Below are 16030 nucleotides of genomic sequence, written 5' to 3' on the forward strand. Positions count from 1 at the left end.
GGCGTCGTCCTCCCTCACCGCACGGCGTCCTCCCTCACCGCACACCGTGAGGGAGGACGCGCCACGATCAGGTCAGCTGATCCCGGCGGGGGTCAGGGCACCGTCTCCGGGGGCAGCGGGTCGAGCACCCCGGCGCCGACCAGCGCGAGCAGCGCCAGGCCGAGGACGACGCGGTAGACGACGAACGGGGTGAAGCTGCCCCGGTCCAGGTAGCGCAGCAGCCAGGCGATGACGACGAAGCCCACCGCGAACGCGATCACCGTGGCCAGCACCGTCGGCCCCCAGGCGATCGGCGCGCCCTCGGTGTCGCCGGCCAGCGCCTCGTAGGTCTGGAAGCCGCCGGAGCCCAGCACCGCCGGGATGGCCAGCAGGAACGAGTAGCGGGCCGCCGCGGCCCGGGTGAAGCCCAGGAAGAGGCCGGCGGTGATCGTGCCGCCGGAGCGGGAGACGCCGGGCACCAGCGCCATCGCCTGCGCGAGGCCGAAGGTGAGCCCCGAGCGGACGGTGAGGTCGCTGAGCTCCCGCTGCTTGCGGCCCACCCGGTCGGCCCAGAACAGCACCAGGGAGAACGCCACCAGCGAGATGGCCACGATCCGCAGGTCGCGCAGCGTGGTCTCGATGTCGTCCTGGAACAGCAGGCCGAGGACGACGATCGGGATGCTGCCGATGATGATCAGCCAGCCCATCCGGGCGTCGGGGTCGCCGCGCAGCTCCCGCCGGCCCAGCGACAGCACCCAGGCGCGGATGATCCGCCAGATGTCCTTGCGGAAGTAGAGCAGCACCGCCAGCTCCGTGCCGATCTGCACGATCGCGGTGAACGCCGCACCGGGGTCGTCCCAGCCGAAGGCCTCCCCCACCACGCGCAGGTGCGCGCTGGAGGAGATCGGCAGGAACTCGGTCAGCCCCTGCACCAGGCCCAGGACGACGGCCTCGAACCAGCCCACCGCTCAGCCCCTCACCGTCGGAGTCGCCGGGGAACGGTCTCTGCGCTCGAGCGACTCCACAGGCACGGGACCCCACCCTAGGCGGCGGCCGCGCCGGTCCCAGGGTGCCCGCCCGGCGCGCCGTCCCCAGCAGGCCCGCGCGCCCCGGCTGCGCCGCCGGGGCGCCGGTAGGTTGGCCTCTCGTGGAACAACGGGCTCTCGGCCGCAGCGGCCTGGTCGTGTCGCGGCTGGCCCTGGGCACCATGACCTGGGGCCGCGACACCGACGAGGACGAGGCCGCGATGCAGCTCACGGCGTTCGTCGACGCCGGCGGCACGCTGGTCGACACCGCCGACGTGTACTGCGACGGGGAGAGCGAGCGCACCCTGGGCCGGCTGCTGTCCGACGTCGTCCCGCGGTCGGAGGTCCTGGTCGCGACGAAGGCGGTGGGCCGCACGGGGCCCGGGCCGATGGGCCGCGGCGGCTCCCGCGGGCACCTGCTCGGCGCGCTGGACGCCTCGCTGGACCGGCTGGGCCTCGACCACGTCGACCTGTGGCAGCTGCACGCCTGGGACGAGCTCACCCCGCTCGAGGAGACCCTCGCCGCCTGCGACACCGCCGTCGCCTCCGGCCGGACCCGCTACGTCGGGATCAGCAACTTCACCGGGTGGCAGACCGCCCAGGCCGCCACCTGGCAGCGGGCCTGGCCCGGCCGGGTGCCGCTGGTCAGCACCCAGGTCGAGTACTCGCTGCTGCAGCGCGGCGTGGAGCGCGAGGTGGTGCCGGCCGCGGAGGCGCTCGGGCTCGGCGTCCTCGCCTGGTCGCCGCTGGGCCGCGGGCTGCTCACCGGCAAGTACCGGCACAGCACCCCCACCGAGTCCCGCGGCGCCTCCCCGCAGTGGCAGGGCTTCATCGACGGGCTGCGCTCCCCCGACGCCGACCGGATCGTGGAGGCGGTCATCACCGCCGCCGAGGGCCTGGGCACCACGCCGCTGGCCGTCGCGCTGGCGTGGGTGCGCGACCGGCCCGGCGTCGTCGCGCCGGTCGTCGGCGCCCGGACCGCCGCGCAGCTGCAGGCCTCCCTCGACGCCGACGCCGTCCGGCTGCCGGCCGCGATCCGCACGGCGCTGGAGGACGTCTCCGCGCCGCACTTCGGCTATCCGGAGCGCCGGTGACGACCCCCGCCCCGGGCGACCGGGTCTTCGCCGCGTTCTGCGCCGCCGGGCTGTGGCCGGGCCTGGGCAAGCGGACGGCGGCCGAGCTGCCCGCCGCGGGCATCACCACGGCCGACGACGTCACCGCCGCCAAGCTGCTCAAGCTGCCGCGGGTGGGCAAGCAGCGCGCCGAGCGGCTGTTCTCCAGCTTCCTGTCCGCCGCGCCCACCTACGACGTGGTGGCGCTGCTGGTCGGCGCCGGGCTGGACGCCAAGCTCGCCGCCGGCGCCGCCGACGCGCTCGGCCCGGACGCCGCCCGCCGGCTGCGCGACGACCCGTGGGCGCTGCTCGGCCTGACCGGGGTGGGGCTGGCCGACGCCGACCGGCTGGCCATCGCCCTGCTGCCCGGCGCCGACCGGCAGGACACCCGCCGCGGCCGGGCGATCGTGGCGCTCACCCTGCGGACGGCGACCCGCGACGGGCACACCGTGCTGCCGGTCGACCTGGTCGTGGCGTCCCTGCGGGCGGAGGGCGTCGCCGACCCGGCGGCGGCGATCGTCGCAGCGGTCGACTCCGGGGAGGTGCTCGACCACGAGCCGCCGGAGCCGGAGTGGGACGAGGACTCCGACGCCGAGCCGCCGGAGCCCGACCCGGCGCTGCGGATGCTGTCGCTGGCCCGGTACGGCATGGCCGAGGAGGCGGTGGCCGAGAACGTCGCCCGGCTGGCCGCCACCGCCGAGCGGATCGCCGACCCGGCCGCCGTCCGGTCGGTGGCCAAGGGGCTGGACCAGGCGCAGAAGGCGGCCGTCGCGCAGGTGCTCGGCGCCGGCGTCTCGCTGCTGACCGGCGGGCCGGGCACCGGCAAGAGCCGCACCGTGGCCGCGGTGGTGAAGCTGCTGATGGCCAAGGGCACCGAGGTGGCGCTGGCCGCGCCGACCGGCCGCGCGGCCAAGCGGCTGGAGGAGCTCACCGACCACCCGGCGGTCACCGTGCACCGGCTGCTGGGCGCGCAGGGCATGACCGGCGGCTTCGCCCGCAACGAGGAGTGGCCGCTGGACGCCGACGTCGTCGTGGTGGACGAGGCCTCGATGCTCGACGTCGAGCTCACCGCCGCGCTGCTGGAGGCCTGCCCCGACGGCACCCACCTGCTGCTGGTCGGCGACCCCGCCCAGCTGCCCTCGATCGGGCCCGGGCACGTGCTCGGCGACCTGATCGACTCCGGCGTCGTCCCGGTGACCGAGCTGACCACGCTGTACCGGCAGGCCGAGGGCGGGGCGATCGCGCGGCTGGCCAACGCGGTGCGCGCCGGGGAGCTGCCGCCGGTGGACTCCCCCGACCGCGAGGTGGTCGTCGTCCCGGCGACCGGCAGCGCCGAGGCCGCCCGCCGGGTGGTGCAGCTGGTCACCGACTCCATCCCCCGCGCGCTGGGCATCGACCCGGCGACGGTGCAGGTCGTGACGCCGGTGCACCGCGGGCCGGCCGGCACCATCGAGCTGAACAAGGCGCTGAAGGAGAGGCTGAACCCGGGCGACGGCACCGTGTGGGGCTTCGACGTCGGCGACCGGGTGGTGGCCACGGCCAACCACCTGGACCTCGAGCCGGTCGGCTTCGCCAACGGCGAGACCGGCGTGGTCACCGGCGCCGGCGACGGGTCGCTGGACGTCGCGTTCGCCTCCGGGCCGGTGACCGTCAACGGGACGGCGCTGGGCGACCTGCGGCACGGCTGGGCGATCACCGTGCACCGGGCGCAGGGGTCGGAGTGGCCCGGGGTCGTCGTCGTCCTGCCGCCGGAGGCCGGCGGGATGCTGTCGCGGCCGCTGGTCTACACCGCGTTGACCCGCGCGCAGTCGCACCTGTCGATCGTGCACGCCTCCGGCGCGGCGCTGGCCCGGGCGGTGCGGGAGGTCGACGTCCGGCCGCGGCGCACCCGGCTGGCCCGGCTGCTGGCCGAGACCCTGGCCGACGCCTGAGCGACGCCCCTCAGGCGCCGGCCAGCAGGCGGGTCGTCGCGCCGTGCAGCTGCCCGGCGCAGGTCAGCGGCCGCGGGAACGGGACCCGGACGTCGGTGTGCCCGGTCGGGCGCTCGACCCGCAACCGGTAGCCGAACCGGTCCAGGGCCAGCGGGCGGACGACGTCGTCCGGGCCGACCGTGCCCGCGGGCAGCAGCCGGGCCAGGGCGGCCAGCACCTCGGGGTGGCAGCGGTCGACGTGGGTGAGCATCCGGGTCTCGACCGGCAGCAGCGGGTCGGGCCGGGCCGCGACGTAGTCCGCCGGGCGGACCTCGGTGCACCGCTCCCCCTCGCGGAGCACGACCTCCGCGAGGTCGAGCCGCAGCAGCGCGCTGGCCGAGCCGACGTCGAGCAGGTCGCCCGCGGGGCGCACCTCGGCGAACGCCAGCGCCGCCGCCCGCACGTCGCGGGCCGGCACCGGGGTCAGCCAGCCCGACAGCCAGACCTGCCCGCGGACCGGGTCGCGCAGCGGCACCGGTGCGCGGTCGCTGACCATGAGCAGCGCGCTCACGTCGCGCTGCGGGCTGTCCCGGACCGCCGCGGTCACCTCCCCGTCGGCGGGGACGAGCAGCAGGACCTGGCCGGCCGCGGTGGTCGCGTGCGCCAGGGGCCGCGCGGGCTCACGGCCGGCGACGCACAGGGCGGCGCCGGCGCGCGCGGCGACCGTGCGCGCCCGCTCGGCGGGGTCGGCGGGCGCGTCCGTCCCACGGGGAGCCGGGCCGGTGCCGGGGCTGGCGGTCATCGTTGCCCTCCGAGCGTTCGAGTTAGGGAAGCCTAACCAACTCGCGCCCGGGAGGGGAAGCCGTCAGATGTTGCTTGCCACCGCCCGGCTCAGGTTCCGCCGCAGCACCCGCGGCAGGGCGGCCAGGTTGAGCAGCAGCCCCAGCGCCAGGACGGCCACCAGCCAGAAGCCGGCCCCCGCCCCGCCGTCGGCGACCGCCAGGACGACGGCCAGTACCAGCGCGACCGCGCCGAGGACGGTCATCCCGGTGGCGACCGCCTTGCGCAGCGGGTGCTCGCGCTCCTGCTCGCCCACCGACCGCAGCGTCGTGCGGGCCCACTCGACGACCGCCGGCCGCAGGCGCTCCTCCTCGGCCCGGCGGCCGCGGGCCATGGCGCGCTGGACGGCGAGCGTGTCGCCGGCCTCCAGGCCGTGCCGTTCGAGCAGCCCGGCGGGCGCCTGCGTGCCGACGGTGGCCCAGAAGCGGCGGCCGCCGACGGCGAAGCCCACCAGCGGGGCGAGCACGGCGACGACGAGCGAGACGACGATCCACGCGGCCACGGCGGCAGCATGACGTCTCGGGCCGCCCGTGCGGCGCCCCGCCGCCGCGGTCGGGTGAGGCGCCCGCCACGTCAGGCGGGCAGGTCGGCGCCGCCGTTCCGGACCAGGGCCCGGCGGATCAGCCGCCGGCGGCGCAGGCCCCACAGCGCGACGGCGGGCCAGGCGACCGCGGTGAACCAGTTGACGTCGCCGGCGTTGCCGGTGACCACCCGGAACACCGCCCAGGCGACGACGCCCGCCAGCCAGGTGACGAACGCGAACCACAGCAGGAACCGGGCCCGCTCGGTGCGCGGCCACGGCGCGCGGCCTCGGCGGGCGTCAGCCGGTGGGCGCGCACCACGGCCCCGTCCCGGGTCCCGCCCCGAGCTCGCGAGGGGTGGGGAGGACGGGGTCCTTGCGCCACCACGCCAGCAGCGGCAGCCCGACGGCGATCAGCACGACGAGCACCACGGCGGCGGTCACGGCTGCCGATGGTGCACCAGCGGCGATGTCGCCGCAGGTCAGGAGCGCGTCAGGTCAGGACGTCGTCGTCGTCCACGGGCACCTCGGCCTCCTGCTCGAGGACGTCGGCCTCGTTCGCCTCGCGGTCGCCGACCGGGCGGCGCGGGCTGCCGGTCTCCCCCGGCCGGGCGGCCAGCTGCTGCTCCAGCGCGTCGGCCTCGGGCACCCCGTCGCCGGGCGCCACCGCGTCGCCGGCCGTGGCCGGGGCGGCCGGCTCCAGCAGGGCCTCCTGCTCCGCGCGGTCGGCGTCGTTGGCGCCGGTGCCGGCGTCGAGCTCGCTCACGTCGTCCTCCTCCTCGCTGGGTCGCCGCAGGGGTCGCCGTCCATCCTGCCGCCGCCCCCGCCGCCCGGCGCGACGGGTGTCCGGCTGGTGACGGGCCGGGGAACGGCGTGCACAATCGGCCGGGTGGAGGCGGCACCGGACTGGGAGTTCGCGCCGCTGCGGATCCCACCGGGCACGTCCCGGTCCGCGGCGGCGACGATGTTGAGCCTGCAGGCGGACACGGGAGGCTGGGAACTGGCCCGGCTGCAGCTGCACGCGGACGGCACGCGCAAGGTCATCCTGCGCCGCCGCTCGCGGCTGTCCTACCTCCCCGGCCCGCACATCTGACGAGGGCGCGGCTGGCAGAGACGGCCGGTGTCGTGCCAGGGTCGGTGCGGGCGAACGACCGCCCGGACCCCGGCCCGGGAGGACCCCCCGTGAACCAGCACCTGACCGACCGCCTGCAGTTCCTGCGCGCGTTCCTCGCCAACCCCCGCCAGGTCGGCGCGATCCTGCCGACCTCGCGGTGGGCGGTGCGCGACATGCTCGACCTCGGCGACGTGCCGAACGCCAAGCTCGTGGTGGAGCTGGGCGCCGGCACCGGCAGCCAGACCGGCGAGCTGCTGGCGCGGCTGGGCCCCGAGGCGGAGCTGGTCGCGGTCGAGATCGACCCGGCGCTGGCCGAGCTGCTCGCCGGCCGGTACCGCGACCCGCGGCTGCACGTGGTGTGCGACTCGGCGGAGAACCTGGCCGAGCACCTGGACGGCCGCCGCGCCGACGTCGTCGTCTCCGCGCTGCCCTACACCTCGTTCTCGCCGGGGCTGCGGCGGCGGATCCTGGACGTGCTGCCCGACCTCGTCGCGCCCGACGGCGCGGTGCTGGTCATCCAGTACTCGCCGCTCATCCTCGGCGAGCTGCGCCGCCGGTTCGCCCGCGTGAACCTGCGGATCTCCCCGTGGAACGTGCCGCCGGCGGTGCTGTTCGCCTGCCGCGAGCCGCGCGAGGACGAGCCCGCCGGCTAGCGCATGTCCCGCGGCCGCAGCGCCTCCGGGACGACGGCGGGCTCGCCGGCCTCCGTCCGGGCGGCGGGCACGCCCTTGAACCGGTAGTTCACGACGCCCACCCCCGGCTGGACGACGTAGGCCGCGCCCGGCTCCCCGTCGGTCCAGGCCGCGATCATGGCGTCGGCGACCTCCCCGGCCGTGAGCACCGGGAAGTTCGCCGCGGTGAACTCGTGCCGGATGCGGTCGATGATCGCGGTGTCGGCGAAGCCCGGGCAGATCGCGGTGATCGTCGTCCCCTCGCGGGCCAGCCGCGGCGCCATCGAGCGGACGAACGCGATCGCCCCGCCCTTGGCGACGCTGTAGCCGGGGTCGGTGGCCATCGGCGACAGCCCGGCCAGCGACGCCGTCACCACGATCGCTCCCCCGCCGGCCCGGGCGATCGCCGGCCGCGCGGCCTGCACGCCGTAGACGACGCCGAACAGGTCGATCTCGACCACGCGCAGGAACTCGTCGAGGTCGAGCGCGTCGTCGCTCTTGGCGGCGGAGATGCCGGCGTTGAGGTAGGCGGCGTCCAGGCGCCCGTGCTCGGCCTCCACCTGCGCGACGACCGCCTCGTTCGCCGCCCGGTCGGTGACGTCGAGGGCGACGAACGGGCAGCCGAGGTCGGCGGCGACGGACCGGTTGCGCTCGCTGTCGAGGTCGGCGAGGACGGCGGTCACCTCCCGCTCGCGCAGCTTGGTGGCGAGGGCCCGGCCGAAGCCGCCGGTCCCCCCGGTGATCAGTGCGACGGATCCGGGCGCGGGGGTGCTGTGGGTCACGCCCGGCATCCCATCACGCCGCGCGGAGGAACCGGTCCAGCACCCGGATGCCGAACCGCAGGGACTCCACCGGCACGCGCTCGTCGATGCCGTGGAACAGCGCGGCGAAGTCGAGGTCCGGCGGCAGCCGCAGCGGGGAGAAGCCGAAGCAGCGGATGCCCAGGCGCTCGAAGCTCTTGGCGTCGGTGCCGCCGCTCATCGTGAACGGCACGGGGCGGGCGCCGTCGTCCTCGCTCCGCAGGGCGGCGACCATGGCGTCCACCAGCGGCCCGTCGAACGTCGTCTCCACGGCCTGGTCGTGGACGATCCACTCGCGCTGGATCCCCTCGCCGATCAGGCTCGCCAGCTGGCGCTCGAACTCCTCCTCCTGCCCGTGCAGGAACCGGCCGTCCACGGTCGCCTGCGCGGTGCCGGGGATGACGTTGGTCTTGTAGCCGGCGTCGAGCATCGTCGGGTTGGCGGTGTTGCGCAGCGCCGCGCCGATCATCCGGCTGATGCTGCCGAGCCGGGCGAGGGCCTCCTCGGGCTCGTCCGGGTCGATCTCGATCCCGTAGGCGTCGCTGACCGCGTCGAGGAACGCGCGCATCGGCGGGGTGAGCACCGTGGGCAGCCGGGTGGCGCCGAGCCGGGCGACGGCCTGGCAGAGCCGGGTGACGGCGTTGTCGTCGTGCACGAAGGAGCCGTGCCCGGGGCGGCCGGAGGCGGTCAGCCGCATCCAGGCCAGGCCCTTCTCGGCGGTCTGCACCAGGTAGAGGCGCAGGTCGTCGCGGACGGTGATGCTGAAGCCGCCGACCTCGCTGATCGCCTCGGTGCAGTCGGCGAACAGCTCGGGGTGCTCGTCGACGATCCAGCGGGCGCCGAGCGTGCCACCGGCCTCCTCGTCGGCCAGGTAGGCCAGCACGATGTCGCGGGGCGGGCGGACGCCGGTGCGGGCCCAGTCGCGGACCAGCGCCAGCACCATGGCGTCCATGTCCTTCATGTCGACGGCGCCGCGGCCCCAGACGTAGCCGTCGCGCTCCTCCCCGGAGAAGGGGTGCACGCTCCACTCGGCCGGGTCGGCGGGGACGACGTCGAGGTGGCCGTGCACCAGCAGCGGCGGGCGGCTGGGGTCGGTGCCGGGGATGCGGGTGACCAGGCTGGCGCGGCCGCGCTCGGACTCGAAGACCTGCGAGCCGATGCCGACCTCGTCCAGCTTGCCGGCGACCCACTCGGCCGCGGCCCGCTCGCCCTTGCCCGTGGCGGTGTCGCCGGTGTTCGTGGTGTCGATCCGGATGAGGTCGCTGAGCAGCTCGGCGACCTCGTTCTGGGCGCGGGTCAGGGGCGCGGGGGCGTTGGGCTCGGCGTCCACGCGGCGAGCGTAGGCGCCCGGGCGTGCCGCGGTCCGGGCGCGGGTCAGGTGGTGACCTGGGGGACCAGCGCGTTCCCGCCCAGCACGCCGGCGACCGCGGCGAGCAGGTCGAGGCCCCACCAGGGCAGGGTGCCCGGGCGCGCGGGCGGCGTCACCGATGATGCGGAACAGGATCGTGATCGCCGCCGCGCCGGCGGCGACGTCGTTCCGACCACCTCCGGCCCGGGCAGGACCGCAGCGGAGGCCAGGGCCGACACCATGGGGTACGGGAGGCTCGGGGGTGCGTGGAACGGCCCGGGGCGTCTTGTACTCTGGTCACGCACTCGTCCGGGTGGCGGAATGGCAGACGCGCTAGCTTGAGGTGCTAGTGCCCTTTATCGGGCGTGGGGGTTCAAGTCCCCCCTCGGACACCGAGGTTGAACACCTGCTGGTCCTCGGACCGGCGGGTGTTTCGCTGTTCCGGTCTCGTTCGGAGCTCCACGCGGCGACCGTCTCCGCTTCTGGAGTTCCGCCCCACCACATCCGTGCGAACCGGACGGCCAGGTCTGTCGATCCGCAGGGTCACGTCTCCCCGCGTCGCCGCACGATCCGCCAGTGGTTGGTCGATCCCTCGCGCCGGTAGGCGAGCTCGTGCACCGCCGCCAGCGCGAGTGCCAGTCCGCGTCCGGACTCGGCCAGGTTCGGGGGTAGCTGTGCTGCGTCCAGGTCCACGTCGGCCACCTTCCCGCTGTCGCGGAACTCGGCCTGGAGACTGCCGGGTCGAACGCTGACCTGGAGCTCGAAGTCGATGGGTGCGCCGTCCGTGGCGTGCCGGATGATGTTGCCCGCGACCTCGGTGACCGCGATCTCGAAGCGCATGCGGTCCTCGGGCAGGACGTCGCCGTGCTCGACCCACAGGCGCTCGAGCAGTGCGTGCACGTGCTCGACGGAGCCCGGCTCGGTCGACGCGACCAGGGAGATGCCTCCCTCACCCGTCACCCAGGGCCTCCGCCACGGTGTCGTGCGGGCGGAGGACCCGGTCGAGGTTGGTCAGCTGCAGGACGGTGGTCACCTGGTCCCCCGCAGAGGCGATCCGGAGGTCGCCGCCGGCCTGACGCGCCTGCTTGAGGCCGCCGATGATCGCCCCCAGGCCGGAGGAGTCGATGAACTCGCAGGCGCTCAGGTCGACGACGAGCCGCACCTGACCACCCTCGACCGCCTCGGTGACCGCGGCGCGCAGGTGGGGCGCCGTGACCAGCGTCAGACGACCTCGGGGTCTGAGCACGGCCGACTTCCCGTCCCCCTGCACGTCCACCTCGATCACGCTGCCTCCTCCTGTCGCACCGGGCCCCGGTAGCGCCCCGCCTGGATGATCACGCTCAGGACGACCAGGTCGTAGAGGACCCACACCACGTTGATCCAGGTGCCCTGTGCCGTCGGGGCCAGCCCCAGCGCCAGCCGCACCAGCCCGACGACCAGGGCGGCCACCAGGAGCACGATCGCCACGAGCTGTGCCCGGATGAGCCGCCACGGGAACCCCCCGCTGTCCTGACGGGTCTTCGGCGTGACGACGAAGCCGAGGCTGCGGCCGAAGAAGACGTTGCCCACCGCCGTCGTGCACGCCCGGATCCAGAGGGGGAAGAGCGCGAGGCTGTACTGCTGCCCGCGCCACGTCCGGATGCCGTAGCCGACGACGAGGAACAGCAGTTGGGTCGTCAGCAGGTAGGGGACGAGCCGGACGGCGAAGTCACCACCGAAGCTCTGTACCGGCCGGATGCCGAAGAACAGGTAGAGCACCGGCGCCGCGATGTAGACCACGGCGGCGAAGCCGGAGAGGTAGCTCCACATCGTGGCGAAGTACATGAGCCGCTGGCCGAGCGTGAGCCCCCGCTGCACGAGCGGGTTCTCCTTGAGCATCACCTGCAGCGTCCCCTGCGACCAGCGCAGCCGCTGGTGCAGCATGGTGCCGAGGTCCTCCGGCGCCAGCCCCCGGGCGAGCACCTCGTGGTGGTACACGGTCCGCCAGCCCAACGCGTGCAACCGCATGGCCGTGGCCATGTCCTCGGTCACCGAGATGGTCGCCATCGGCATCACCGGCTGGGCCTCGTCGACGAGGTCCACGTCCACCGCCCGGACCAGCGCCCGTACCGACTCCAGGGCACCCAGTGGCGACCACTCCCGCACCGCGAGCTGCCGGAGCGCCGCCTCGTCGACGACCACTGCGCGGAGCTGCTCGTCCGTCTCTATCGGCAGGCTCTCGATCGCGGCGAGATCCGCCTGCAGGGCCCCGAGGTCGGCGGCGACGACGTCCTGACTGGCGGAGTCGACACGCTGCTGGAACCGGTAGGTGACCTCGGCGACGGGCTGCCCGGCCCGCAGCTCCGACCGCGCGTCGCGGACAGCCGCCGACACCTGGTCCAGCGCCGCGACGGCCGCTGGGTGGTGCCGGGCCTCCTGACGGGCCCTGGCGATCACGGCGACCGCGGCACCGAGGGCCTCACGGACCGCGGTCTCCACCTCGCGCACGTAGCCCACGACCCCGAGCTGCATCAGGGCCTCTCGCCGGAGCACCGCGTTGGAGCCGCAGAAGAAGGCCGCGTTCCAGCCGTCCTTGCCCTGCTGGATCGGTCCGTAGAACAGCGGGGCCTGGCTGCCCAGCGGGTCCGAGTCGTCCACGTTGACGAACCACTGCGGGGTCTGGACGAGGGCGACCCTGGGGTCCCGGAAGTAGCCCAGCGTGCGGTCGAGGATCGCCGGGTCGGGGACCTGATCGGCGTCGAGGATGAGCAGGAACTCCCCCTCGGTGGCGAAGAGGGCGTTGTTGAGGTTGCCCGCCTTGGCGTGGCGCGGCCGGTCCGCCCAGTCGGCGCTGCGCGTGATGTACCCGATGCCGGCCGCGGATGCCGCGCTGCGCATCTCGGCGCGGTCCCCGTCGTCGAGGACCCAGGTCGAGTGCGGGTACCGGATGGCGGCGGCCGCGCGCGCGGTGGCCATGACCATGTCCACCGGCTCGTTGTACGTGGTGATGAAGACGTCCACGGTGACGTCGGGTGGGGACAGCGGTTCCCCGCGCTCGCGGATGCGCCACATGGTGGCGCCGAAGAGGAAGGCGTCGACGAGGCTGTAGGTCTCGGCCAGCACGAGCGGGACCGCGATCCACCAGTTGTCCCAGTTCACCGAGAACAGCCAGCGCCAGGCCACGTAGTTGACGCCGGTCACGAGCGTGAGGACCACGAGTACCCGGATGAGCCCCCGCCGGCTCCTGGCGCGGAGGCTGTCGGGGGGCCGGTGCCGGCTCACGCGGTCCTCCGGACGACGAGGAGCGCCACGTCGTCGTCGAGAACCGGGCGCATCCGCGCCAGGGCCGTGAACCGCCGGACGACGTCCCCGGACGACGCCGACTCGACGACGCTCCGGGTCACCTGGTCCAGCGCGGCGTCGGGCGTGCCGCCGCAGAGGTCCAGGAGCCCGTCGCTGAAGGCCACGACCGTATCCCCCTCGGCCAGCTCGATCTGGTCCTCCCGCCAGGCCTGGCCGGGCAGGACCCCCAGCGGCAGGCCGCCCCGTGGAGGCCGGACCACGGAGCCGCCCGCCCGCACCAGCAGCATCAGGCCGTGGCCGGCATCGGCGAAGCGGAGGACCCCCGTACCGGGCGACAGCCGCGAATGGCACAGGGTGACCAGGCTGGTCGTCTCGTCGAGGTCCTCGTAGAGCGTCGCCGCCGCCGCCTGGACGGCCTGGCCCGGCTCCGCGTTCCGGCCGGCCAGCCGCATCGCGCCGCGGACGGTGGCCATGACGATCGCCGCCGGGAGGCCTTTGCCCATCACGTCCCCCAACGTGGAGGCGAGGTCCCCGTCCGGCGTGCGGTACCAGTCGATGAAGTCGCCGCCGACGCTGCGCGCCGGCAGGCACGTCCCGGCCACGTCGTAGCCGGGGAGGTCCGGCCAGCGCGACGGCAGGAGGGCCCGCTGGACCTCGGCGGCGTGCTCCAGCTCCCTCGACCGGGTCATCTCCTCCTGGACCCAGTCGGCGAGCTCCTCCAGCAGGAGTCGCTCGTCGTCGGTGAACCGGCGGGGGCGGTCGTCGATCAGGCACAGGGCACCCACCGGGTGGCCGCCCGGCGCCTCGAGCGGGTGGCCGGCGTAGAAGCGGATGTTGGGGTCGCCGGCGACCAAGGGGTTGTCGGCGAAGCGCTCGTCCACCGTGGCGTCCTCCACCACCAGCGTCCGGCCCGTCCCCAGGGCGTGGTTGCAGAAGGAGTCCCGACGCGGCACCTCGCCGAGGTGCCGACCCTCCAGCGACTTCACGTGCTGCACGTGCCGGTCGACCAACGTCACCGCGGCGGAGCTGACCCCGAAGACGCGCCGAGCCAGCCGGGTGATGCGGTCGAACCGTTCCTCCGGACCCGTGTGCAGGACACCGAGGTCCTCCAGTGCCCGGACACGGGCGTCCTCGGAGGTCGGCTCGGGACGTACCGCTGCCGGACCCACACTCAACCCGTCCACCCCCGCTCCCCCGTTGGCCGGCCCCGACACGCCGGGTGTCGGCGACACGCCCATCGATTGTGCGGTGGAGTCGGCGGATCGGCTCGTCCACCCGTCCCCCGGACCGGTGGTACCAACGACCCGTGCGCAGGGCTCTGCTGTGGACGGCCCTCGGGGTACTGGCCCTCCTCCCGGTCCTCGTCCCGGCTGGCCGCGGTCCGGCCGGGCCCGTCACGCTCGGTGTCGCCGCCGACGACGTGACCGCGTTGGACACCTTTTCGGACGTCGCCGGGGCGCCGGTCGGGGTGTACCAGTGGTACCAGGCATGGGCGGGGCGACCACCGCTCGACACCGCCCGTGCCGACGCGGTCGCCGCGCGCGGGGCGCTGCCACTGCTGACATGGGAGGCGTGGTCCCCGGGGGGCGGGGTCGACCAGCCCGACTACTCGTTGGCGAGCATCGTGGGCGGAGCACACGACGACTACGTCCGGACGTTCGCCCGCCAGGTCCGGGACTGGGGCGGCCGGCTCGGCCTCCGTTTCCTGCACGAGGTGAACGCCCCCCACTACCCCTGGTCGGTCGGCGTCAACGGGAACGAACCGGCCGAGGCGGTGGCTGCCTGGCAGCACGTCCGGCGGCTGTTCGAGGAGGAGGGAGCCGACGACGTCCTCTGGGTGTGGTCGGTCAACGTCCACGCGCCGGGCACGGCGCCGTACGGACCGCTCTTCCCGGGTGACGACGCCGTCGACTGGGTGGCCGTGGACGGCTACAACGGGGGCGACGCCCTCCCCTGGGGTGGCTGGCGCGACCCCGGAGAGGTCTTCGGGAGCTCGCTGGCCGACCTGCGGCGCCTGTCGGACCGGCCGCTCGCCATCACCGAGACCGGCTCGGCGGAGGAAGGCGGTGACAAGGCCGCCTGGATCGAGGCGCTGTTCCAGCTGGTGGTCGACGAGGGCGTACGGGTGGTCGTCTGGTTCCAGTACGACAAGGAGGCCGACTGGCGCGTGGACAGCTCATCCCCTGCTGCCAGTGCGTTCCGCCGAGCCGTGACCGCGCCCGGCCGTGTCACCGCCTCCTGGCCGGTCGGCCGGTCCTGACAGCCGATCAGGCCGACAGGCCCGATCACCCCAGCGCAAGCGTGTGCGGAAGTACCGTGTCGCCCCTCGGACACCGCACCGCCCCGTGTCTTTGCAGGTCAGAGCCCCGGGGCGGCGTCATTTGCTGGGCGGACGGTCAGTGTGGTCGTGGCGTCGGCGCGCCCGAGCCGCCTCGAGGACGTTCCATCGGCTCACGCGCACCAGGCGGCTGGTCTCCACCGGGTGTGGTGCCCGCTCCCCGCTCGCCTCTGGACACACGCCCGCCTCGTGAGTGCGCCGTGACCGGCCGTGCTCGTCGTCCAGCGTCGTCCGCCGGCGTGCCAGCGGCGCCGGCGGCCCGGGTTGCCGGCCGATGGGAGTGCAGCCGGCCCGAGCCTGATCAGAGTCCTAAGTCGGTTCCTGGAGTGCGGCGTCGCTGCCAGGGTGGCCGCGCGGCACTCCCCGACGTGCCACATCTCGTCAGAAGGGGAGGAGTGGGGACTGCCATGACCGTCGACACCCGCCCGGATCTGCGTCCCAGCTTCCTGGAGCACCGCGCCATGCGGACGGACGCCGAGCGGCTCCACGCCCTCGTGGTCTCGGCCGACCCGGCCGACGCGGACCGCCTGACGGGGCTGGCCTCGTGGTACGCCCGGTACGAGGGCGCCATCCACGACCACCACACCGCCGAGGAGGCGGTCATCTACCCCGCCCTCGTGGAGCGGGATCCGACCTTCGCCGACGCCGACGGCGAACTCCGGGGGGAACACCGGGTCCTCGTCGATCGCCTGACCTCCACCGGGCAGAGCCTGCAGGGCCTCCCTGCGGCCGCCGGGGGCGGCAGATGGGAGCGCGACCGGGAGGAGGCCGTCCGTTCTGTCGGGGCACTCCAGGACATCCTCGCCCTGCACCTCCCGCACGAGGAGGCTGTCGCCTTCCCGCGGTATCGACGGGAGTTCACGGCCGAGGAGTTCACGGCCCTGGGCAAGGCCGCCTGGAAGGTCGTCGGCGCGCGCGCTGTCGTGTTCGCCGGCCCGTGGGTGCTCGACCACGCCACTCCGGCGGAGCGCGCGGAGATGCTGGCCGCTCAGCCGCTGCTGCTCCGGCTGCTGTACCGGCTGGCGCTGCGTCCGAGATACGAGCGCCTGAGCCAGCCCCTGCACGCCCCTGCCCCCCGATCGGAGGTGTGA

Annotated in this window: 18 protein-coding genes and 1 tRNA gene; 7 read left to right on the top strand and 12 right to left on the bottom strand. The window is 74.8% G+C overall.

Annotated features, from left to right (window positions below; genetic code table 11):
• Positions 1-92: 92 nt before the first annotated feature.
• Positions 93-944, bottom strand: a complete 852-nt coding sequence (locus tag ACI79F_RS02155) for an undecaprenyl-diphosphate phosphatase (RefSeq protein ID WP_456543532.1) — start codon at positions 942-944, stop codon at positions 93-95.
• Between the two features lie 182 nt (positions 945-1126).
• Between ACI79F_RS02155 and ACI79F_RS02160 the strand changes: the two genes are divergently transcribed.
• On the top strand, positions 1127-2098 hold the full coding sequence (locus ACI79F_RS02160; protein ID WP_456543531.1) for an aldo/keto reductase: 972 nt from the start codon (positions 1127-1129) through the stop codon (positions 2096-2098).
• Positions 2095-4047, top strand: coding sequence for an AAA family ATPase (locus tag ACI79F_RS02165; protein ID WP_456543530.1), 1953 nt, complete (start codon positions 2095-2097; stop codon positions 4045-4047). Before ACI79F_RS02160 ends, ACI79F_RS02165 begins: the two co-directional genes overlap by 4 nt.
• Before the next feature lie 10 nt (positions 4048-4057).
• Here ACI79F_RS02165 and ACI79F_RS02170 read toward each other — a convergent pair whose 3' ends face one another.
• From ACI79F_RS02170 to ACI79F_RS02190, 5 genes are all read right to left on the bottom strand, one after another.
• Positions 4058-4828 (bottom strand): DUF2470 domain-containing protein, encoded by a 771-nt coding sequence (locus ACI79F_RS02170; RefSeq protein WP_456543529.1) that lies wholly within the window; start codon positions 4826-4828, stop codon positions 4058-4060.
• A 63-nt stretch (positions 4829-4891) separates the two neighbouring features.
• Positions 4892-5368, bottom strand: a complete 477-nt coding sequence (locus tag ACI79F_RS02175) for a hypothetical protein (protein ID WP_456543528.1) — start codon at positions 5366-5368, stop codon at positions 4892-4894.
• Between the two features lie 71 nt (positions 5369-5439).
• Positions 5440-5577 (bottom strand): hypothetical protein, encoded by a 138-nt coding sequence (locus tag ACI79F_RS02180; protein ID WP_456543527.1) that lies wholly within the window; start codon positions 5575-5577, stop codon positions 5440-5442.
• Between the two features lie 109 nt (positions 5578-5686).
• Complete coding sequence (locus tag ACI79F_RS02185) at positions 5687-5830, bottom strand: hypothetical protein (RefSeq protein ID WP_456543526.1); 144 nt, start codon at positions 5828-5830, stop codon at positions 5687-5689.
• A 49-nt stretch (positions 5831-5879) separates the two neighbouring features.
• A complete protein-coding gene (locus ACI79F_RS02190; RefSeq protein WP_456543525.1) occupies positions 5880-6152 on the bottom strand; it encodes a hypothetical protein in 273 nt (90 codons plus the stop codon).
• Positions 6153-6275: 123 nt separating this feature from the next.
• Between ACI79F_RS02190 and ACI79F_RS02195 the strand changes: the two genes are divergently transcribed.
• Together ACI79F_RS02195 and ACI79F_RS02200 are read left to right on the top strand one after the other, a co-directional pair.
• Complete coding sequence (locus tag ACI79F_RS02195; protein ID WP_456543524.1) at positions 6276-6479, top strand: DUF5703 family protein; 204 nt, start codon at positions 6276-6278, stop codon at positions 6477-6479.
• 89 nt (positions 6480-6568) lie between these two features.
• Positions 6569-7153: a class I SAM-dependent methyltransferase gene (locus tag ACI79F_RS02200; RefSeq protein WP_456543523.1), complete on the top strand. Its 585-nt coding sequence runs from the start codon at positions 6569-6571 to the stop codon at positions 7151-7153.
• Here ACI79F_RS02200 and ACI79F_RS02205 read toward each other — a convergent pair.
• Both ACI79F_RS02205 and ACI79F_RS02210 read right to left on the bottom strand, forming a co-directional pair.
• Entirely contained in the window at positions 7150-7953 is an 804-nt protein-coding gene (locus ACI79F_RS02205) for an SDR family oxidoreductase (RefSeq protein ID WP_456578868.1), read from the bottom strand. The genes ACI79F_RS02200 and ACI79F_RS02205 overlap by 4 nt on opposite strands.
• 13 nt (positions 7954-7966) lie before the next feature.
• Positions 7967-9301, bottom strand: coding sequence for a M20/M25/M40 family metallo-hydrolase (locus ACI79F_RS02210; protein ID WP_456543521.1), 1335 nt, complete (start codon positions 9299-9301; stop codon positions 7967-7969).
• Positions 9302-9626: 325 nt separating this feature from the next.
• On the opposite strand from ACI79F_RS02210, the gene ACI79F_RS02215 reads away from it, so the two are divergent.
• Positions 9627-9711 (top strand) — tRNA-Leu (locus tag ACI79F_RS02215).
• Positions 9712-9862: 151 nt separating this feature from the next.
• On the opposite strand, the gene ACI79F_RS02220 is transcribed toward ACI79F_RS02215, so the two are convergent.
• The 4 genes from ACI79F_RS02220 to ACI79F_RS02235 all read right to left on the bottom strand — a co-directional run bounded on the left by ACI79F_RS02220 (position 9863) and on the right by ACI79F_RS02235 (position 13839).
• Complete coding sequence (locus ACI79F_RS02220) at positions 9863-10279, bottom strand: ATP-binding protein (RefSeq protein ID WP_456543520.1); 417 nt, start codon at positions 10277-10279, stop codon at positions 9863-9865.
• Positions 10269-10604, bottom strand: coding sequence for an STAS domain-containing protein (locus tag ACI79F_RS02225; RefSeq protein ID WP_456543519.1), 336 nt, complete (start codon positions 10602-10604; stop codon positions 10269-10271). The genes ACI79F_RS02220 and ACI79F_RS02225 overlap by 11 nt, the downstream gene beginning before the upstream one ends.
• Positions 10601-12514 (bottom strand): glycosyltransferase family 2 protein, encoded by a 1914-nt coding sequence (locus ACI79F_RS02230; RefSeq protein ID WP_456543518.1) that lies wholly within the window; start codon positions 12512-12514, stop codon positions 10601-10603. The genes ACI79F_RS02225 and ACI79F_RS02230 overlap by 4 nt, the downstream gene beginning before the upstream one ends.
• A 62-nt stretch (positions 12515-12576) precedes the next feature.
• Positions 12577-13839, bottom strand: coding sequence for a PP2C family protein-serine/threonine phosphatase (locus ACI79F_RS02235; RefSeq protein ID WP_456543517.1), 1263 nt, complete (start codon positions 13837-13839; stop codon positions 12577-12579).
• A 68-nt stretch (positions 13840-13907) separates the two neighbouring features.
• Between ACI79F_RS02235 and ACI79F_RS02240 the strand changes: the two genes are divergently transcribed.
• Together ACI79F_RS02240 and ACI79F_RS02245 are read left to right on the top strand one after the other, a co-directional pair.
• Positions 13908-14861, top strand: a complete 954-nt coding sequence (locus tag ACI79F_RS02240) for a glycoside hydrolase family 26 protein (protein ID WP_456543516.1) — start codon at positions 13908-13910, stop codon at positions 14859-14861.
• 485 nt (positions 14862-15346) lie between these two features.
• Positions 15347-16030, top strand: a complete 684-nt coding sequence (locus ACI79F_RS02245; protein WP_456543515.1) for a hemerythrin domain-containing protein — start codon at positions 15347-15349, stop codon at positions 16028-16030.

Source organism: Blastococcus sp. SYSU D00868, from assembly GCF_054050575.1.